The following is a 17,203-nucleotide window of genomic DNA, read 5'->3' on the forward strand; positions in this document are numbered from 1 at the left end:
CGCGATGCCGCCGCCAGGCACGAGGCCGGGCGGCGGGCGTCCGCGAAGAGCGCGGTGCCGCAGCCGGAACCGAGACTTCCGTCGGCCGGCGCGCTGAGCAGCGCGCCCGTCCGACGACGACCACCGGTGGCCCGCACGTGTGGGGGCGGGGCCGCCGGAGCTGGAGCGCCTTCCGTGACGTCCGACAACCCGACCGACGCACAGCCCGCCGAGCAGGGCCGCAAGCCCGCCCGTCGTCGCGCCACCCGGCCCGCCGCAGCCCCCCAGGGCGCGCGGGCCGAGCAGCCGGCCGCGACCCCCGCGCCCGCTACCGCGTCCTCGCTCGCCGACCTCGTGCTGCCCGAGCGTGCCGACGCCCGCCCGGAGACCGGGGCGGACGCCCCCGCCGCCGGCGCCTCGTCGCTCGCCGACATCGTCCTGCCCGAGGGGCCCGCCGGACGGGCCGCCGAGGACGCGGCCGAGAAGCCCGCGCGCACCCGCCGTCGCGCCACCCGCACCGCCGGCGCGCAGCGCGTCACTGAGCCCGCCACCGAGCCCGCCGGCGAGCCCGTCGCCGCGGAGCCGGCCGCCGAGGCGCCTGCCGCCGACGCCGAGGGCGCCCCGGCCAAGGGCCGCGGCGCGTCGGGCACCACCCGTACCCGCGCGCGCCGCACCGCGACCGCGAAGTCCGAGAACGCCGCCGCCGAACCCGCGGAGGACGCCGCGGCCGCGACGCCGGCCGACGCCGAGGGCGCCCCCGCGGCGAAGGCCCCGGCGAAGAAGACGAGCAAGAAGGCCGCCACGCGCAAGGCCGCCGACAAGACCTCGGACACGGCGTCGGGCAAGGCTGCGGACAAGGCCGCGCCGAAGTCCGGCGAGGCGTCGGCCGAGAGCGCCGCCGAGCAGACGGCGCCGCGCTCGCCCGCCGCGACGGGCGGCGGGTCGGTCACCCCGCGCCTCGCGACGACGGCCGTGCTGTTCCAGGCCCCGGACCTGTCGACGGCGCGCCGGTCGCGTCGGGCGCAGGCGCCCGCCGGCCCGCCGCGCCCGCACGACGCCCCGGCGGACGCCGAGAACGCTGCCCCCGTCGAGGACACGACCCGCGCGGCGGCGACGAGCGCCCCTGCCGCCGACACCGCGCAGGGCGAGCCCACCCGCTCCCGGTCGCGGCGCGCCACGCGCGGCACCCGCGCAGCGAAGAGCACCGAGACCGCCGAGCAGACGACGCCGGACGCCGCCGACGAGACGCCCGCCGCTGGCGCGGCGCAGGTCGCGGAGCCCGTCGGGTCCCCGGCCGAGACGTCGGCGGAGCCGGTCGTCGACGTCGAGCTCAGCGAGGACGAGGCGGCCGCGGTCGAGGAGGTCGGCGCGATCGAGTCCGAGCTCGTGGCGGAGGGCATCGAGCTCGTCGACCTGGGCCCGGAGGACCTGAGCGAGGAGGACGGCGAGGACGACGAGATCCGTCCGCGCCGCCGTCGTCGCCGGGGCGGGCGCGGCCGTCGTGGCGGTCGCCGCCCCGAGGGCGAGTCCGGCTCCGACGCCGACCTCGATGAGGACGGCTCCGACGAGGGCGGCGCCGAGGACGACGAGTCGACCGAGGGCGACGGCGAGCAGGCCGACGACCGCGGCGAGGACCGGTCGGGCGAGCAGGCGGACGACCAGGGCGAGGACGACGGCGGGGAGTCCGCCTCGAGCCGCCGCCGGCGTCGTCGTCGCCGCGGCACCCGCCAGGAGCGGGCCGAGGCCGCTGTGGCGCGTACCCGCGACCGCGACGAGGTCACGGCGCTCAAGGGCTCGACGCGCCTCGAGGCGAAGCGTCAGCGCCGCCGCGAGGGGCGCGACGCCGGACGCCGCCGCCAGATCATCACCGAGGCCGAGTTCCTCGCGCGCCGCGAGTCGGTGACGCGGTCGATGGTCGTGCGCGAGCGCGACGGCCGCACGCAGATCGCCGTGCTCGAGGACGGCGTGCTCGTGGAGCACTACGTCTCGCAGCAGTCGCAGGCGTCGATGGTCGGCAACGTCTACCTCGGCCGCGTGCAGAACGTGCTGCCCAGCATGGAGGCCGCGTTCGTCGACGTCGGCAAGGGGCGCAACGCCGTCCTGTACGCCGGCGAGGTGAACTGGGACGCCGCGGGCCTCGAGGGCCAGCCGCGCCGCATCGAGGAGGCCCTCAAGTCGGGCGACTCCGTGCTGGTCCAGGTCACCAAGGACCCGATCGGGCACAAGGGCGCCCGCCTGACCTCGCAGGTCACGCTGGCCGGCCGCTACCTGGTGTTCGTGCCCGGCGGCGGCATGACCGGCATCAGCCGCAAGCTCCCCGACACGGAGCGCAGCCGGCTCAAGAAGATCCTGCGCGACGTCGTCCCCGAGGGCGCCGGCGTCATCGTGCGCACCGCCGCGGAGGGGGCGAGCGAGGCCGAGCTGCGCGCCGACGTCGAGCGCCTCGAGTCGCAGTGGGCCGCGATCCAGAAGAAGGCGAAGTCCGCCAGCGCCCCGGCGCTGCTGCAGGGCGAGCCGGATCTCGCGATCCGCGTCGTCCGCGACATCTTCAACGACGACTTCTCGTCGCTGCAGATCCAGGGCCAGGGCGCCTGGGACGAGATCGCCCAGTACGTCGAGGAGCTCGCCCCCGACCTGCGCGACCGCGTGACGAAGTGGACGGAGAGCACCGACGTGTTCGCCGTGCACCGCGTGGACGAGCAGCTCGCCAAGGGCATGGACCGCAAGGTCTGGCTGCCGTCCGGCGGCTCGCTGGTCATCGACCGCACCGAGGCCATGACGGTCATCGACGTCAACACGGGCAAGTTCACCGGCGCGGGCGGCACCCTCGAGGAGACCGTCACGCGGAACAACCTCGAGGCGGCCGAGGAGATCGTGCGCCAGCTGCGGCTGCGCGACATCGGCGGCATCGTCGTCATCGACTTCATCGACATGGTGCTCGAGTCGAACCGCGACCTGGTGCTGCGCCGGCTGGTCGAGTGCCTGGGTCGGGACCGGACCAAGCACCAGGTGGCCGAGGTCACCTCGCTCGGCCTCGTGCAGATGACGCGCAAGCGCGTGGGCCAGGGCCTGGTCGAGGCGTTCTCCGAGACCTGCGAGCACTGCAAGGGCCGCGGGTTCATCGTGCACAGCGAGCCGATCGAGAAGAACGGTGCCCACCAGCACCACGACGGCGACCAGGGCGAGGGCTCGAAGCGGTCGCGCCGCAAGCGTGGCGGCAAGCAGGCCGAGACCGCGCCGGCGCCCGCGGCCGAGGTGCCGACCCTGCCCGAGGACCGCTCCGAGGCGCGCGAGGCGGTCAAGGCCACGCTCGCGACCATCGCCGCCGCCGCGGCGCACGCCCACGAGCACGAGGTGAAGGACGGCGCGGCCCAGGACACGGCGAAGGACGCCGCCCCGGTGGCGGACGCGCCCGCCGCGCAGGCCCCTGCCTCGCCGGCGCCGCTGGTCCTGCCGGAGCCCGTCGAGCCGCCGGCCGTGACGCCCGTCGCGCCGGAGACGCTCATCTCGCTGCCCGAGCGGAAGCCCGTGGCGGACGCGGCCGCGGCCGAGCCAGCGGACACGGCGGCCGCCGAGCCCGAGGCGACCGCGCCTGTCGAGAAGCCCGCGAAGAAGGCTCCGCGCCGCGCGCGCAAAGGAGCCGGGGCCCCGAAGTCTGCTCAGTCGGGTGCTGGGGAGGCTGCGGCCGCGGGAGTGACCGGCACCGAATGACGAGCGCGGAGTGACCTGAGCCGACCACCGGGTCGGGTCGAGGGCCCGGGGGTGACGTCTGGACGTCGCCCCCGGGCCCTGTCGTGTGGTCGGGGCGTGTCATGCTCGGGCCATGACGGTGGACGACCGCAGCGCTGGGCGGCTCGAGGTGATCGCCGGCCCGATGTTCGCCGGCAAGACGGAGGAGCTGGTGCGCCGCGTGCACCGGGCGCAGGTGGCGCGCCGCGGCGTGCTCGTCGTCGCGCACGAGCTGGACACGCGCAGCGGGCCGGGCAGGGTCGCCTCGCACTCGGGGCTCGAGGTGCCGTCCCGCAGCGTCCGGGAGTCCGCCCGGATCCCGGCGCTCGTGACGGAGGACGTCGAGCTCGTGGCGGTCGACGAGGCGCAGTTCTTCGGCCCCGACCTGGTGGACGTCGCGACGGCGCTCGCCGACGCGGGCCTCGTCGTCGTGGTGGCGGGGCTGTCGGTGACGTTCGACGGTCGTGCGTTCGCCCCGCTGCCCCAGCTCATGGCGGTCGCGGAGTCGGTCACCAAGCTCACCGCGGTGTGCGCGGTCTGCGGGCGGGACGCGGCGTTCCACGTCCGGCTCGAGGCGACACCGGCCGGCGACGACGCGCTGGCCCCGACGTCGGGGCACGTGGGCGGGTCCGAGTCGTACGAGGCTCGCTGCCGGCAGCACCGCGCCCGCTGACGGCGGGCGCGCCGCCGGACGCTCAGCGGCGTCCGAGCCGCTGGCGCAGCGGGCAGTCGAACGGGTCGCGGGCGGCGAGCCCGACCTCGTTGAGGTAGCGCACCACGATGGCGTAGGAGCGCAGCAGCGACGTCTCGGTGTACGGCAGCCCGAGCCGCGCGCAGTGCGCACGGACGATGACTCGCGCCCGCGCCAGGTGCGGCCGGGGCATGCTCGGGAACAGGTGGTGCTCGACCTGGAGGTTGAGCCCGCCCATGAGGACGCTCATCCAGGCGCCGCCGCGCACGTTGCGGGAGGTGAGCACCTGCTTCGCCAGGAAGTCGATCCGGCTGCCCGCGGGGATCATCGTCATGCCCTTGTGGTTCGGCGCGAAGGTCGCGCCCATGTAGACGCCGAACACGGCGAGCTGCACGCCGAGGAAGGCGAGGCCGAGGCCGAGGGGAAGCCACCAGAGGACCACGGCGACGTACACGGCGAGGCGCACCAGGACGGTGAGGAGCTCGCGCCGCCGCGACGCGTGGTCCTCGGGCGGGCCGGTGAGCAGCGACCGGACGGCCGTCACGTGCAGGTTGATCCCCTCGAGGGTGAGGAGGGGGAAGAAGAGCCACCCCTGCCGGCGGGTGATCGCGCCCAGCAAACCGTGGTGGTCGGCCGCCGCCTCCCGCGTGAAGGAGATGACGCCGGGCGCGACGTCGGGGTCCTTGCCCACCTGGTTGGGGTTCGCGTGGTGGCGGGTGTGCTTCGTCATCCACCACGAGTAGCTGATGCCGACGACGGCGTTCGCGAGGATGCGGCCGACACGGTCGTTGAGCGGCCCGGACGCGAAGACCTGGCGGTGCGCCGTCTCGTGCGTGAGGAAGGCCAGCTGCGTGAGCACGACCCCCAGCGCGGCGGCGACCAGGAGCTGGAACCACGAGTCGCCCAGCAGGACGAACCCGGTCGCCACGCCGCCGAGCGCGAGGAGGAGGACCAGCCCGTTGACGAGGTAGTAGCCGTACGCCCGGCGCAGCAGCCCGGCCTCGCGGACCTCCTGGGACAGCGCGGCGTACGTGCTGGTGACGCGGGTCGCGGCGTCGCCGCCGCGGACGATGGTGGCCTGGGGAGCGGCCGGGACGACTGGGGGCATGCGTGCCTCGCAGGGTCGGGGTCGGCTTCCCAGCCGCGTGGTGAGCAGACGCTCGATCGTGCGGATGTCTCGAGCCTACGGACCCGTAGGTTCACGACAAGGGGGTTGTCCCCCCGAGTGCGCGCAGCCGGGCGAGCACGTCGCGCGACGTCGCGGCGTCGGCCGCCGCGACGAGGCCGCGGCCTCCGCGCACGGGTCCGCCGTCGAGATCGGTGACCACGCACCCGGCCGCCTCGCACAGGGCGGCGCCGGGCAGGAAGTGGACGCTGCCGTCGACCGCGGCCCCCGTGACGTAGGCGGCCTGCCGGCCCGCGGCCACCCAGGCGAGCGCGAGCGACGTGGACGCGACCCGCACGGCCCAGGCCGCGCGCAGCCCGGCGTCGGCGACGAGGGCGGGCGCCCCGCCGCCGTTGTCGACGTCCACGTTGACGAGGCGGCTCACGGAGGTGGGGGAGGCGTCGGTGTCGACCGCCGCGCCCCGCACGCGGGTGCGCGTCCCGTCGGACCAGACCACCTCGCCGGTGAGGGGGTCGGCGACGGCCGCGGCCAGGACGCGCTCCACGCCGTCGCGGCGCTCCGCGAGCGCGACGTTGACGCCGAACGCCGGGACGCCGGCGGCGAAGTTGAGCGTGCCGCACAGCGGGTCGACGAACCAGCGCCGCGCGGTGTCGCCGCCCGACGCGCCCAGCTCCTCGCCGACGACGGCGTCGCCCGGCCGCGCCGCGGCGAGGACCGCGCGGACCGCCCGCTCGGCAGCCACGTCCGTGTCGGTGGCGAAGTCCAGCCCCGCCTTCGCGTGGCGGGTCACGGGGCGTCGGAAGGCGGCCGCCACCTCGGCCGCGCCGGCGAGGGCGGCGCGGACCGCGACCTGGGCGTCCGACGGACCGACGGGCGGGGGCGTCGCGGGGGAACGCGGTGGGGTGGCCGTCATGACCGGCATCCTGGCACGTCGGGGCGGGCGACGGCTCAGTCCACGACGAGCGGTACGAACGAGTAGGTCCCGTGCTCGGAGATGCGCACCGTGCCGTCCTCGTCACGGGTCACCAGCACCATCACGTGCCGCACGGGGATCACCATCCGCCCGCCGCGGGCGACCTGGTCCACCAGCTCCTCGGGGAGTCGTGTGGGCGCGGCGGACACCAGCACCCGGTCCCAGCCGCCGGGCCGGGGGGCGCCGAGCCGGCCGGGGTCCGCCCGTGCCACCCGGGCCCACGGCATACCGGCACGCCGCACGTTGGCCGCGCCCCAGGCGGCCAGGTCGGCGTGCCGCTCCAGGCCCAGCACCGAGCCCGCAGGCCCGACGAGCCGCGCGAGCAGCGCCGTCGTCCAGCCCGAGCCGGAGCCGACGTCGAGCACGTCCGCGCCCGTCGGGACGTCGAGGAGGCGGAGCATCGCCGCCACGGTCGACGGCTGCGAGCACGTCTGGCCGTGCCCGATCTCGACGGGGCTGTCGGCCTCCGCCCACCGCGCGGCCGCGCGGGGCAGGAATCCCCGCCGGTCGACGTCGCGAAGCGCCGCGGTCACCGCGTCGTCGACACCCCCGGCCCCCGTCGGCAGGTCGGTACGCCCCGTCCGTCCGGTCATCCCTCCATCGTCGCCCCGGAGGGTCCCGGACACCGGGCGAGCGATTCCGGGCGGGCGCCACCGGGCGAGCAGCCCCGGCCGGGCCGACCATCGAAGGAGCGGCCGGCGACGGACGCCGGCCGCCCGAGATCGGAGGACGACATGGCAGGCACGGTCGCGCGCGTCACGGAGATCACGGCCCGGTCGGACACGAGCTTCGAGGACGCGATCCGCGTCGGCCTCGAGCGGGCGGGCCAGACGGTCCGCCACATCACCGGGGCGTGGGTCAAGGAGCAGAAGGTCGAGGTGTCGGACGGCGCGATCGTCGCGTGGCAGGTGGACCTGCAGGTGACGTTCGTGCTCGAGGGGTGAGCCCGGCCCCCTGAGCCAGGCCCGTGAGGTGGGGCACGTCACGGCCGTCGACCGCGGAGGACGTTTGAACCGATCGGCGCCGTGACGTAGTCTTGGACGTCGGCGCGCCCGTGGCGTGCCAGTCCCGTGTGCCCAGGACGCACCGCACTCGACCGCCGCGGCGGGCCGAGTTGCAGACCAAGTCGGTGACGAACGTCGTGCGGCATGCCCAGACCAGGAGAGATGAGCAGCAACGTGGTGTACGCGATCGTCAAGGCCGGTGGCCGTCAGGAGAAGGTGTCCGTCGGGGACATCGTCGTCATGGACCGAGTCAAGGCCCAGGCCGGTGACACGGTGGAGCTGCCCGCTCTGCTTCTGGTGGACGGGGAGAAGGTGACCACCGACGCCGCGAAGCTGGCGAAGGTCAAGGTCACCGCCGAGGTCGTGCGGGACGAGAAGGGCCCGAAGATCACGATCCTCAAGTACAAGAACAAGACCGGCTACCGCAAGCGCCAGGGTCACCGCCAGCCGCTGACCCGCCTCAAGGTCACCGGCATCAAGTGACCCCCGCCGGGCCGAGCGCGACACCTCGCAGCACGGCCCGCGGCACGGATCCCCTCGTTCTTCGCAGAAAGCAGGTCTGACAGATGGCACACAAGAAGGGCGCGAGCTCCTCGCGCAACGGTCGTGACTCGAACGCCAAGTCGCTCGGCGTCAAGCGCTACGGCGGCCAGGCCGTCAAGGCCGGCGAGATCATCGTCCGCCAGCGTGGCACCCACTTCCACCCCGGCGAGAACGTCGGCCGTGGCGGCGACGACACGCTGTTCGCGCTGACCGCCGGCTCGGTGGCCTTCGCGACGCGTCGCGGCCGCAAGGTCGTCGACATCGTCGCGGCCGAGGTCTGAGCCGCACACACTTCCCCGACTCCCACCCGAGTCGACGACGAGGGGCGCACCGTCGCGGTGCGCCCCTCGTCGCTTTGCCTGAGAGGATCTGACCATGGCCAGCTTCGTCGATCGCGTGGTGCTGCACGCCGTGGGCGGTGACGGCGGCCACGGCGTCGCGTCGATCCGCCGCGAGAAGTTCAAGCCCCTCGCCGGGCCCGACGGCGGCAACGGCGGCGACGGCGGCACGGTGAAGCTCGTCGTGGACCCGCAGGTGACGACGCTGCTCGAGTACCACCACTCGCCGCACCGGCGTGCCACCAACGGCACGCAGGGCATGGGCGACGACCGCGACGGCGCCAACGGCGGCGACCTCGTGCTGGGCGTGCCGGACGGCACGGTGGTCAAGGATCGCGACGGCAACCTGCTGGCCGACCTCGTGGGTGCGGGGGCGGAGTACGTCGTCGCGCAGGGCGGCCGCGGCGGCCTCGGCAACCGCGCGCTCGCTTCCCCGAAGCGCAAGGCGCCGGGCTTCGCCCTCCTCGGGGAGCCGGGCGAGGAGCGGGACGTCGTCCTCGAACTGAAGACGATCGCCGACGTTGCGCTCGTCGGGTACCCGAGCGCCGGCAAGTCCTCGCTGGTCGCGGCCATCTCCGCCGCGCGCCCCAAGATCGCGGACTACCCGTTCACGACCCTCGTGCCGAACCTCGGCGTCGTGCAGGCGGGGGAGACCCGCTACACGGTGGCCGACGTGCCGGGCCTCATCCCCGGCGCGAGCGAGGGCAAGGGCCTCGGCCTGGAGTTCCTGCGGCACGTGGAGCGCACCGCCGTCCTGGTGCACGTGCTCGACTGCGCCACCCTCGAGCCCGGTCGCGACCCGCTCAGCGACCTCGACGTCATCGAGGCCGAGCTGGCCGCGTACGCCGGCGACCTCGAGATCGAGGGCGGCCGGGTGCCGCTCACGGAACGCCCGCGCCTCGTCGTGCTCAACAAGATCGACGTGCCCGAGGCGCGCGAGCTCGCCGAGTTGGTGCGCCCCGACCTCGAGGCGCGCGGCCTGCGGGTGTTCGAGGTGTCCACGGCGAGCCACGAGGGCCTGCGCCCGCTCACCTTCGCCCTGGGCGAGCTGGTCGAGCGCGCCCGCGCCGCCGCGCCCGCGCCGGAGCCGACGCGTGTCGTCCTGCGCCCGCGGGCCGTCGACGAGTCGGGCTTCACGGTCACGGCGAAGAAGGACCACGAGGGCGTCTACTACGAGGTGCGCGGCTCCAAGCCGGAGCGCTGGGTGCGCCAGACGGACTTCAACAACGACGAGGCCGTCGGGTTCCTCGCCGACCGGCTCGCCAAGCTGGGCGTCGAGGACAGGCTGCTCAAGGCCGGCGCCGTCGCGGGCGACGAGGTGCGCATCGGCGACCCGAGCAACGCCGTCGTCTTCGACTGGGAGCCCACGCTCACCACCGGGCCGGAGCTGCTCGGCGCGCGCGGCACGGACCTGCGCCTCGACGAGAGCGCGCGGCCGACCCGCGGCGAGAAGCGTCGCGAGCACCAGGAGCGCATGGACGCCAAGACCGAGGCGCGCCGCGAGCTGTGGACCGAGCGCCAGTCGGGTCACTGGACGGACCCCGACGACGCCTGACCCGCGCTCCGGCGACAATGCACGGGTGAACGCCGCCAGCTCCCGCGCCAGCCTGCCCACGGCACACCGGATCGTCGTCAAGATCGGCTCGTCGTCGCTCACCGGCCCGGACGGTCACCTCGACCTGGCGGCGCTGCGGGCGCTCGTCGACGTGCTGGCCGCGCGAGCGGCGGCCGGCGCCCAGGTCGTGCTGGTCTCCTCGGGCGCGATCGCCGCCGGCATCGGCCCGCTCGGCCTGAGCTCCCGGCCCCGGGACGTCGCGACCATGCAGGCCGCGGCGATGCTGGGCCAGGGGCAGCTGGTGGCGCGGTACACCGAGGCGTTCGCCGCGCACGGGCTGCAGATCGGGCAGGTGCTGCTCACCGCGGAGGACACGGTGCGCCGGTCGCGGTACCGCAACGCGCAGCGCTCGCTGGAGCGGCTGCTCGCGCTCGGCGTCGTGCCGGTCGTCAACGAGAACGACGCCGTGACCACCGACGAGCTCACCTTCGGCGACAACGACCGCCTCGCGGCCCTCGTCTCGCACCTCGTGCGCGCGGACGCGATGGTGCTGCTCACCGACGTCGACGGCCTGCACGACGCGCCGCCGTCGCGCCCGGGCGCCCGGCGCATCGCGCACGTCGCGGACCTCGCCGACCTCGAGGGGGTCGAGGTGACGGCCCGCGGCAGCGCCGTGGGCACCGGCGGGATGGTCACCAAGCTCGAGTCGGCCCGGATCGCAACCGGCGCCGGCGTGCCGGTCGTGCTCACCAGCGCGCGGAACGTCGCGGCCGCGCTGGCGGGCGAGGACGTCGGCACCTTCTTCGCGGTCACCGGCCGGCGCACGACGGCGCGGCGGCTGTGGATCGCGCACGCCGCGCAGTCCCACGGCCGCCTCCACCTCGACGACGGCGCGGCGCGGGCGGTGCTCGGCGGTCGCGCGTCGCTGCTGCCCGCGGGCGTCACGCGCGTCGAGGGCACGTTCGAGGCGGGCGACCCCGTGGAGCTGGTCGCCCCCGACGGCGCGGTCGTGGCGCGCGGGCTCGTCGCGTTCGACTCCGGCGAGCTGCCGGGCCTGCTCGGCCGGTCGACGTTCGACCTGCGGGCCGAGCTCGGGGAGGGGTACGACCGGGAGGTCGTGCACCGCGACGACCTGGTGCTCGAGCACCGCCGATGAGCTCGCGCCGATGAGTTCGCCGGGCCGGCGTCGTCCGTAGGTGCAGCGGCGCGCGTCGGCGCGCCACCGGACCCAGGAGGTCGGCATGCGCCGTCCGCACCACGTCACCGCGGTCACCACCGCCCTCGTCACCGCGGTCACCACCGCCCTCGTCACCGCATGCGTCACCGTCCTCGTCACCGGGGTCACGGCGCTCGCCGTCGGCCCGCCGGCGTCCGCCGCGGCCTCCGCCCCGTCGCCTGCGTCATCGGTCGAGCCGTCCGCGTGCGCGCCGACGGGCCCGGGCGTGACGGAGTACTGCGGCGAGCTGGCGGGCGCCCGCTACCGCGTCCAGGTCCCCGACGACTGGAACGGCACGCTGGTCCTGTTCAGCCACGGCCACTACCCGTCGGAGTTCTTCGGCGGCTTCCCCGTGCCGCACCTGCTGGGCAACCAGGAGCTCAGCGCGGGCATGCTCACCGAGCACGGCTACGCCGTCGCCGCCTCGCTCTTCCAGGGCGACGGCCTGGACTTCACGGTCCCGACGGCGGTGGCCGACCAGTCCCGCCTCCTCGACTGGTTCGAGACGCACGTGGCGGAGCCGGACCGCACGATCACGTACGGGCAGTCGATGGGCGCGGTCACCGCGATCAAGCACGCGGAGACGGAGCCCGAGCGGATCGACGGCGTGCTCACCGTGGGCGGCGCCCTCGACTGGGTGGGCCACCTCGACACGATCCTCGACATCAACGCCGCGACACGTGCCCTCCTGACCGACGGCACCGACGGCCAGGGGAACCCGATCGAGCTCGTCGAGGCGGTCGACGGCGAGGCCAGCCGTGACGCGCTCGTGGCCGCGCTCACCGCGGCCCAGGAGACCCCCGAGGGGCGCGCGCGGATCGCCCTCATCGCGTCCCTGGGCACCGTCTCCGGCTGGTACTGGATGAACGAGCCCGAGCCCCGCACCCCGGAGGATCGGGCGCGCGGCCAGGCCCAGTGGCTGATCGTCGCGTACACGCTCGGCCTCGGCCCCGCCGCGCGCGACGACCTCGAGGCGAAGCTCGGCGGCAACCCGAGCAGCACCGGCCTGGACCACCTGCGCGCGCGTCTCGCCCGGTCGGGCGCCGCGCCGGAGGTCGTCGCGGCGTACGCGCGGGCCGGTCTCGACCTGCGGGCCGACCTGGCGACGCTCGAGGCCGTGGAGCCGATCGAGGCCGACCCGGGCGCCCGGGCGGCGATGGTCGCGCACCGCCCGGAGGGCACGACGCCGTCGCCCGTCCTCACGCTGCACACGACGGGCGACGGCGGGGCCCCGCCGTCGGGCGAGCGCTCGTTCGCGCACCGGGTGCGCGAGGTGGGCGACCCGGCGCGGCTGCGGAGCCTGTACGTCGAGCGCGGCGCACACCTGTCCGTGAGCCTGGCGGAGGAGCTCGTCGCGCTGCGGGCGCTGGAGCGGCGGATCGACACGGGGCGGTGGCCCACCCTGGCGTCGCGGGCGCTGAACCGGGCGGCGGACGCCCTGGGCCCGGACTACCGCGCCACCTTCGAGGTCGTCACCCTGCAGACCTTCGACCACGCCCCGGCGTTCACCCGGTTCACGCCTCCGCCCGCACCTCGTCCCTCCTGGTGAGAGGGGCCTGCCGCCGCGCGCGCCGCCGTCGTACCCTCGGGGGATGACCACGACCCTCACGGAGGACCTGACGGCGGGCGGCGCGGGAGGCAGCGCCGGCGACGACGTCACCGCCGCCGTGCGCGACGTCGCCCGGCGGGCCCAGCTCGCGTCGCGGACGCTCGCGACCGCCACCCGTGCCACGAAGGACGCCGCGCTGCACGCGCTGGCGGACGCGCTCGAGGCCGCGGCGGACGAGATCGTCACGGCGAACGTCGACGACCTCGCGCGCGGGCGGGAGCGCGGCCTGAGCGACGGCCTGCTCGACCGGCTGGCGCTCACGCCGGCGCGGATCGGCGCCATCGCCGATGCCCTGCGCGAGCTCGCGGGGCTGCCGGACCCGGTGGGCGAGGTGGTGCGCGGCCAGACGCTGCCGAACGGGCTGCGCCTGCGCCAGCTGCGGGTGCCGATGGGCGTGGTCGGGATGATCTACGAGGCACGGCCCAACGTCACGGTGGACGCCGCGGGTCTGGCGCTGAAGTCGGGCAACGCCGTGATCCTGCGCGGCGGCAGCGCGGCGGCGTCGTCCAACGCGGTGATCGTCGACGTGCTGCGCCGCGCGCTCCAGGGCCAGAGGCTGCCCGCCGACCTCGTGCAGACCATCGACGCCCACGGCCGCCCTGGCGGCGTCGCGCTCATGCAGGCGCGCGGGCTGGTGGACGTGCTCGTCCCGCGCGGCGGGGCCGACCTCATCCGCACGGTCGTCGAGTCGTCCACCGTGCCGGTCATCGAGACCGGGGTCGGCAACGTGCACGTGTACGTGGACGCCACGGCCGACGTCGCGAACGCCGTCGAGATCGTGATGAACGCGAAGACGCAGCGGGTCGGGGTGTGCAACGCGGCCGAGACGCTGCTGGTGCACGCGGACGCCGCCGAGGCGTTCCTCCCCGCGGCGCTCGCGGCGCTCGGCGGGGCGGGCGTCGTGCTGCACGGCGACGCGCGCACGGTCGCCCTGGCGCCCGAGTCGGTCGAGGTGCTCCCCGCGACCGACGCCGACTGGGCCACCGAGTACCTCGCCCTGGAGCTCGCCGTCCGGGTCGTCGACTCGCTCGACGACGCGATCGAGCACATCCGCACCTGGTCGTCGGGGCACACCGAGGCGATCCTCACCCGGGACCTGGCGGCGTCCGAGCGCTTCGTCGCGGAGGTCGACTCGGCCGCCGTGATGGTGAACGCGTCCACGCGCTTCACCGACGGCGGCGAGCTGGGCCTGGGCGCCGAGATCGGCATCTCCACGCAGAAGCTGCACGCGCGCGGGCCGATGGGGCTGGCCGAGCTGACGACCACCAAGTGGGTCGTGCACGGCGACGGCCACGTCCGGCCCGCGTGAGAGACTGACCCCCGACCCTGCCCGTCGCGACCCGTCGCACACCCACGCACAGGAGGAACCCGTGCTGCACACCGCCGTCCAGGTGGCCCAGGAGGCCGCCGAGCACGCCGAGACCATCTCCCCGATCGCGATGGGTCTCCTCGCGTTCGGTGGCCTGGTCGCCGCGCTCGTGGTGACGTACGCCTTCCGCAACGTGTCCAACCGCCACTGACGACCGCCGTCCGGCCAGCGTGAACGAGCCGTCGTCGCAGCCGCGCCGTCCGCGCCTGGGCGTGATGGGCGGCACCTTCGACCCCATCCACCACGGGCACCTGGTCGCTGCCAGCGAGGCGGCGGCGCTGCTCGACCTCGACGAGGTCGTGTTCGTCCCCACGGGAAAGCCGACCTTCAAGCAGCACCAGAAGGTGTCGCCGGCCGAGCACCGCTACCTCATGACGGTGATCGCGACGGCGTCGAACCCCCGGTTCACGGTGAGCCGGGTCGACATCGACCGTCCGGGCCTCACGTACACCGTCGACACCCTGCGGGACCTGCACGAGCAGCGACCTGACGCCGACCTGTTCTTCATCAGCGGCGCCGATGCGATCGAGCAGATCCTGACCTGGAAGGATGCCGCGCTCCTGTGGGAGATGGCACACTTCGTGGCTGTCACGCGGCCGGGGCACCAGCTCATGGTGGACGGCCTGCCCCACGACGGGGTCACGACGCTGGAGGTCCCGGCGCTGGCGATCTCGTCGAGCGACTGCCGTCGCCGGGCGCAGGCCGGCCAACCGGTGTGGTACCTGGTGCCGGACGGCGTGGTCCAGTACATCGCCAAGCACGGTCTGTATCGAGGTCTCGATGAGTGACAACAACCCGTCCCGCCCGCTGACCCGCCGCGAGATCCGCGAGCGGGAGCAGGCGGCCGCCGCCGCGCAGGCGAGCGCCGGACAGCAGGTGCCTTCCGCGCCGGACTACGGCGCGCCCGCCGCGGCGCGGTCGCCGTTCGGCCCGCCCGCCGGCCAGGCGCCGGCTCCGCGGTTCTCGGCGCCGGCCGCCGGTGCGCCGTCGCGCCGCTCGCTCCGGGAGCAGAGCCCCGCGCCCGCTGCCCCGGCCCCTGCGCCGATGGTGCGGCCGCCGTCCACCTCGGCCGGCGTGCGCGGGCTGGACGAGACCGGCCGCCTGGCCCCGATCCAGCGGCCCACCGGCGAGATGTCCCGCGCCGTCGCCCCGACGCCCGCCGTGCGTCCCGCCCCGGCGCCCGGTGCCCCGGCCGCGCCGCCCGCGCGCACCTCGACCCGCCGCGACCAGGGCGCGGCCCCGGGCGCCTCCGGCGGCCTCGGGATGCCGCCGCTGGCCGCCCCGTCGAGCCCGCCGGCGAGCGCCGCGCCCCCGGTGGCCAGCCCGCCGGCCACCGTCGCGCCGCGCCCCGACGGCCCCACCCGCCGTTCACCGTTCGCGACGACGGGCACCGCGTCGCCGTTCGGCACGTCGTCCTCGTCGCTGTCGGCACCCTCGTCGGCATCGTCGACGGCCGCCGCGGCGCCGACCGCCATGCCGCCCACCGCCACGCCGTCCGCCGCCACCACGTCGGCGGCCCCGCCGCTGCCGTGGGCGAGCCCCACGACCGAGCGACCGGCGTCCGTGCCGCCGTCGCGCCCCGCACCGGGGGCCGCGCAGCCCGCCGCCGCCCCGGAGCGTCCCGCCGCGTCCCCGTTCGACGCCCTGGTGGCGTCGGAGCAGCCTGTCCGGGCACGCTCGGCCGCGCCGCAGGTCGACGAGGACGACGACGAGGACTGGGACGAGCCCGAGGCGTCGTATACGTGGCTGCACTACATCGTCCTCGTGGTCGTCGCGTTCGTGCTCGGCCTGCTGGTCTGGAAGCTGCTGCTCTCGGGCTCGGACGACCAGAAGTTCGCCGTCGACGGCGCCGCTCCCGCGGCCGCCGTCTCCCTCACGTACGAGAACCCCGGAGCCGCCGCATGACCGCCAGCCCCCGCGCCGTCGAGCTGGCGGTCGTCGCCGCCCGGGCCGCCTCGGACCGCAAGGCGCAGGAGATCATCGCGCTGGACGTGAGCGAGCAGCTGGTGCTCACCGACGTGTTCCTCATCGCCTCCGGCACGAACGAGCGCCAGGTCTCGGCCATCGTGGACGCCGTCGAGGAGGCGATGTTCCGCGCCGGGTCCAAGCCGATCCGCCGCGAGGGCAAGGCGCAGGCGCGGTGGGTGCTGATCGACTTCGGCGAGGTCGTCGTCCACGTGCAGCACGCCGAGGACCGCGTGTACTACGCGCTCGAGCGGCTGTGGAAGGACTGCCCGGCGGTGGAGCTGCCGGAGGACGCGCGCGGCGGCGACGGCGCGGCGGCGGCGGCCGAGTACGGGGACGGCGGCGGGGACGGCGCGATCCGTCTCGCGGGCGACGAGCGGTGACGGCCGGCACCGTCGTCCTGCTGCGGCACGCCCGCACCGCCTACAACGCGTCGCTGCGGCTGCAGGGGCAGATCGACATCCCGCTCGACGAGGTGGGTCGGTGGCAGGCGGCGGAGGGCGGCGCGGCGCTCGCGTCGTCGCACCGCGCGACGCGCATCGTGTCGTCCGACCTGGGGCGCGCCGTCGAGACGGCGTCCGCGTACGCCGACGCCCTCGGCGGGGCGCCGGTCGTCACGGACGAGCGCCTGCGCGAGCGCGGGTTCGGCGCCTGGGAGGGGCTGACGGGCGCGGAGCTGCGGGAGCGCTGGCCCGAGGAGTACGCGGCCTGGCGCCTCGGCGCCGAGCCGGCGGGCGCGGGTGCCGAGACGAAGGCGGAGGTCGCGCGGCGCGTGGCCGAGTCCGTGGCCGAGCACGCCGCCGACCTGGACGACGACGCCACCCTGGTCGTCGTGTCGCACGGTGCCGCGATCTCGCTCGCGGTGACGGCGCTGCTCGGGCTCGACCCGAGCACCTGGCGCGGGCTGGCGGGGATGCACAACGTGCACTGGTCGCACCTGCACCGTGCGGGGGAGGGGGCCGTCCCGGCCTGGCGTCTCGTGGCGCACAACGTGGGCGCGGGGTACCCCCTGGACCGCTGGCAGGCGGGGCCGGACTGGAATTTGGAACCTGGCCCGAAGTCTGCCTAAGATATCGACGTTCCCGAGGGGCGCAAGCCCGGAGGAA

General features: G+C 75.6%; 17 protein-coding genes. 14 read left to right on the forward strand and 3 right to left on the reverse strand.

The genetic code is table 11. The features are described 5' to 3' along the window. The first annotated feature begins 174 nt into the window (after positions 1–174). On the forward strand, positions 175–3,690 hold the full coding sequence (locus ACQP60_RS10795; protein ID WP_429731987.1) for an Rne/Rng family ribonuclease: 3,516 nt from the start codon (positions 175–177) through the stop codon (positions 3,688–3,690). Positions 3,691–3,802: 112 nt separating this feature from the next. After that, positions 3,803–4,381: a thymidine kinase gene (locus ACQP60_RS10800; RefSeq protein WP_429731990.1), complete on the forward strand. Its 579-nt coding sequence runs from the start codon at positions 3,803–3,805 to the stop codon at positions 4,379–4,381. A gap of 22 nt (positions 4,382–4,403) precedes the next feature. Here the strand turns inward: ACQP60_RS10800 and ACQP60_RS10805 are convergent, their stop codons facing one another. The 3 genes from ACQP60_RS10805 to ACQP60_RS10815 form a co-directional block, all read right to left on the reverse strand. Next, positions 4,404–5,507 (reverse strand): fatty acid desaturase family protein, encoded by a 1,104-nt coding sequence (locus ACQP60_RS10805; protein WP_429731992.1) that lies wholly within the window; start codon positions 5,505–5,507, stop codon positions 4,404–4,406. Positions 5,508–5,598: 91 nt separating this feature from the next. Beyond that, positions 5,599–6,438: an inositol monophosphatase family protein gene (locus ACQP60_RS10810; RefSeq protein ID WP_429731995.1), complete on the reverse strand. Its 840-nt coding sequence runs from the start codon at positions 6,436–6,438 to the stop codon at positions 5,599–5,601. A gap of 35 nt (positions 6,439–6,473) precedes the next feature. Beyond that, a complete protein-coding gene (locus ACQP60_RS10815) occupies positions 6,474–7,091 on the reverse strand; it encodes a protein-L-isoaspartate O-methyltransferase family protein (protein ID WP_429731998.1) in 618 nt (205 codons plus the stop codon). Positions 7,092–7,232: 141 nt separating this feature from the next. Between ACQP60_RS10815 and ACQP60_RS10820 the strand changes: the two genes are divergently transcribed. The 12 genes from ACQP60_RS10820 (at position 7,233) to ACQP60_RS10875 (ending at position 17,166) form a co-directional block, all read left to right on the forward strand. Further along, the gene (locus tag ACQP60_RS10820; protein ID WP_429732001.1) at positions 7,233–7,442 is read left to right on the forward strand and encodes a dodecin family protein; all 210 of its coding nucleotides are present in this window, start codon (positions 7,233–7,235) and stop codon (positions 7,440–7,442) included. A 234-nt stretch (positions 7,443–7,676) separates the two neighbouring features. Next, on the forward strand, positions 7,677–7,985 hold the full coding sequence (rplU, locus tag ACQP60_RS10825) for a 50S ribosomal protein L21 (protein ID WP_429732712.1): 309 nt from the start codon (positions 7,677–7,679) through the stop codon (positions 7,983–7,985). 83 nt (positions 7,986–8,068) lie between these two features. Beyond that, positions 8,069–8,326, forward strand: a complete 258-nt coding sequence (rpmA, locus tag ACQP60_RS10830) for a 50S ribosomal protein L27 (protein ID WP_429732004.1) — start codon at positions 8,069–8,071, stop codon at positions 8,324–8,326. A 94-nt stretch (positions 8,327–8,420) separates the two neighbouring features. Next, the gene (obgE, locus tag ACQP60_RS10835; RefSeq protein ID WP_429732007.1) at positions 8,421–9,938 is read left to right on the forward strand and encodes a GTPase ObgE; all 1,518 of its coding nucleotides are present in this window, start codon (positions 8,421–8,423) and stop codon (positions 9,936–9,938) included. Between the two features lie 25 nt (positions 9,939–9,963). Further along, positions 9,964–11,094 (forward strand): glutamate 5-kinase, encoded by a 1,131-nt coding sequence (gene proB, locus ACQP60_RS10840; protein WP_429732010.1) that lies wholly within the window; start codon positions 9,964–9,966, stop codon positions 11,092–11,094. A gap of 85 nt (positions 11,095–11,179) precedes the next feature. Further along, entirely contained in the window at positions 11,180–12,703 is a 1,524-nt protein-coding gene (locus ACQP60_RS10845) for an alpha/beta hydrolase family protein (RefSeq protein ID WP_429732013.1), read from the forward strand. Between the two features lie 43 nt (positions 12,704–12,746). Further along, positions 12,747–14,072: a glutamate-5-semialdehyde dehydrogenase gene (locus ACQP60_RS10850; protein WP_429732016.1), complete on the forward strand. Its 1,326-nt coding sequence runs from the start codon at positions 12,747–12,749 to the stop codon at positions 14,070–14,072. Between the two features lie 61 nt (positions 14,073–14,133). Beyond that, positions 14,134–14,283 (forward strand): hypothetical protein, encoded by a 150-nt coding sequence (locus ACQP60_RS10855; RefSeq protein WP_380314886.1) that lies wholly within the window; start codon positions 14,134–14,136, stop codon positions 14,281–14,283. 19 nt (positions 14,284–14,302) lie between these two features. Then, complete coding sequence (gene nadD / locus ACQP60_RS10860; RefSeq protein WP_429732019.1) at positions 14,303–14,920, forward strand: nicotinate-nucleotide adenylyltransferase; 618 nt, start codon at positions 14,303–14,305, stop codon at positions 14,918–14,920. Continuing rightward, on the forward strand, positions 14,913–16,037 hold the full coding sequence (locus tag ACQP60_RS10865; RefSeq protein ID WP_429732022.1) for a hypothetical protein: 1,125 nt from the start codon (positions 14,913–14,915) through the stop codon (positions 16,035–16,037). The genes nadD and ACQP60_RS10865 overlap by 8 nt, the downstream gene beginning before the upstream one ends. Continuing rightward, a complete protein-coding gene (gene rsfS, locus ACQP60_RS10870) occupies positions 16,034–16,480 on the forward strand; it encodes a ribosome silencing factor (RefSeq protein ID WP_429732025.1) in 447 nt (148 codons plus the stop codon). The genes ACQP60_RS10865 and rsfS overlap by 4 nt, the downstream gene beginning before the upstream one ends. Continuing rightward, complete coding sequence (locus ACQP60_RS10875) at positions 16,477–17,166, forward strand: histidine phosphatase family protein (RefSeq protein WP_429732028.1); 690 nt, start codon at positions 16,477–16,479, stop codon at positions 17,164–17,166. The genes rsfS and ACQP60_RS10875 overlap by 4 nt, the downstream gene beginning before the upstream one ends. Positions 17,167–17,203 lie beyond the last annotated feature (37 nt).

Source organism: Isoptericola variabilis (assembly GCF_050311655.1).
Classification (GTDB): Bacteria; Actinomycetota; Actinomycetes; order Actinomycetales; family Cellulomonadaceae; genus Isoptericola; species Isoptericola variabilis.

Coding starts and splice junctions, on each gene's coding strand:
- ACQP60_RS10800 (WP_429731990.1), top strand. CDS start 3,803: ATGACGGTGGACGACCGCAGCGCTGGGCGGCTCGAGGTGATCGCCGGC.
- ACQP60_RS10850 (WP_429732016.1), top strand. CDS start 12,747: ATGACCACGACCCTCACGGAGGACCTGACGGCGGGCGGCGCGGGAGGC.
- ACQP60_RS10845 (WP_429732013.1), top strand. CDS start 11,180: ATGCGCCGTCCGCACCACGTCACCGCGGTCACCACCGCCCTCGTCACC.
- ACQP60_RS10810 (WP_429731995.1), bottom strand. CDS start 6,438: ATGACGGCCACCCCACCGCGTTCCCCCGCGACGCCCCCGCCCGTCGGT.
- ACQP60_RS10805 (WP_429731992.1), bottom strand. CDS start 5,507: ATGCCCCCAGTCGTCCCGGCCGCTCCCCAGGCCACCATCGTCCGCGGC.
- rsfS (WP_429732025.1), top strand. CDS start 16,034: ATGACCGCCAGCCCCCGCGCCGTCGAGCTGGCGGTCGTCGCCGCCCGG.
- ACQP60_RS10815 (WP_429731998.1), bottom strand. CDS start 7,091: ATGACCGGACGGACGGGGCGTACCGACCTGCCGACGGGGGCCGGGGGT.
- ACQP60_RS10820 (WP_429732001.1), top strand. CDS start 7,233: ATGGCAGGCACGGTCGCGCGCGTCACGGAGATCACGGCCCGGTCGGAC.
- rpmA (WP_429732004.1), top strand. CDS start 8,069: ATGGCACACAAGAAGGGCGCGAGCTCCTCGCGCAACGGTCGTGACTCG.
- ACQP60_RS10865 (WP_429732022.1), top strand. CDS start 14,913: ATGAGTGACAACAACCCGTCCCGCCCGCTGACCCGCCGCGAGATCCGC.
- obgE (WP_429732007.1), top strand. CDS start 8,421: ATGGCCAGCTTCGTCGATCGCGTGGTGCTGCACGCCGTGGGCGGTGAC.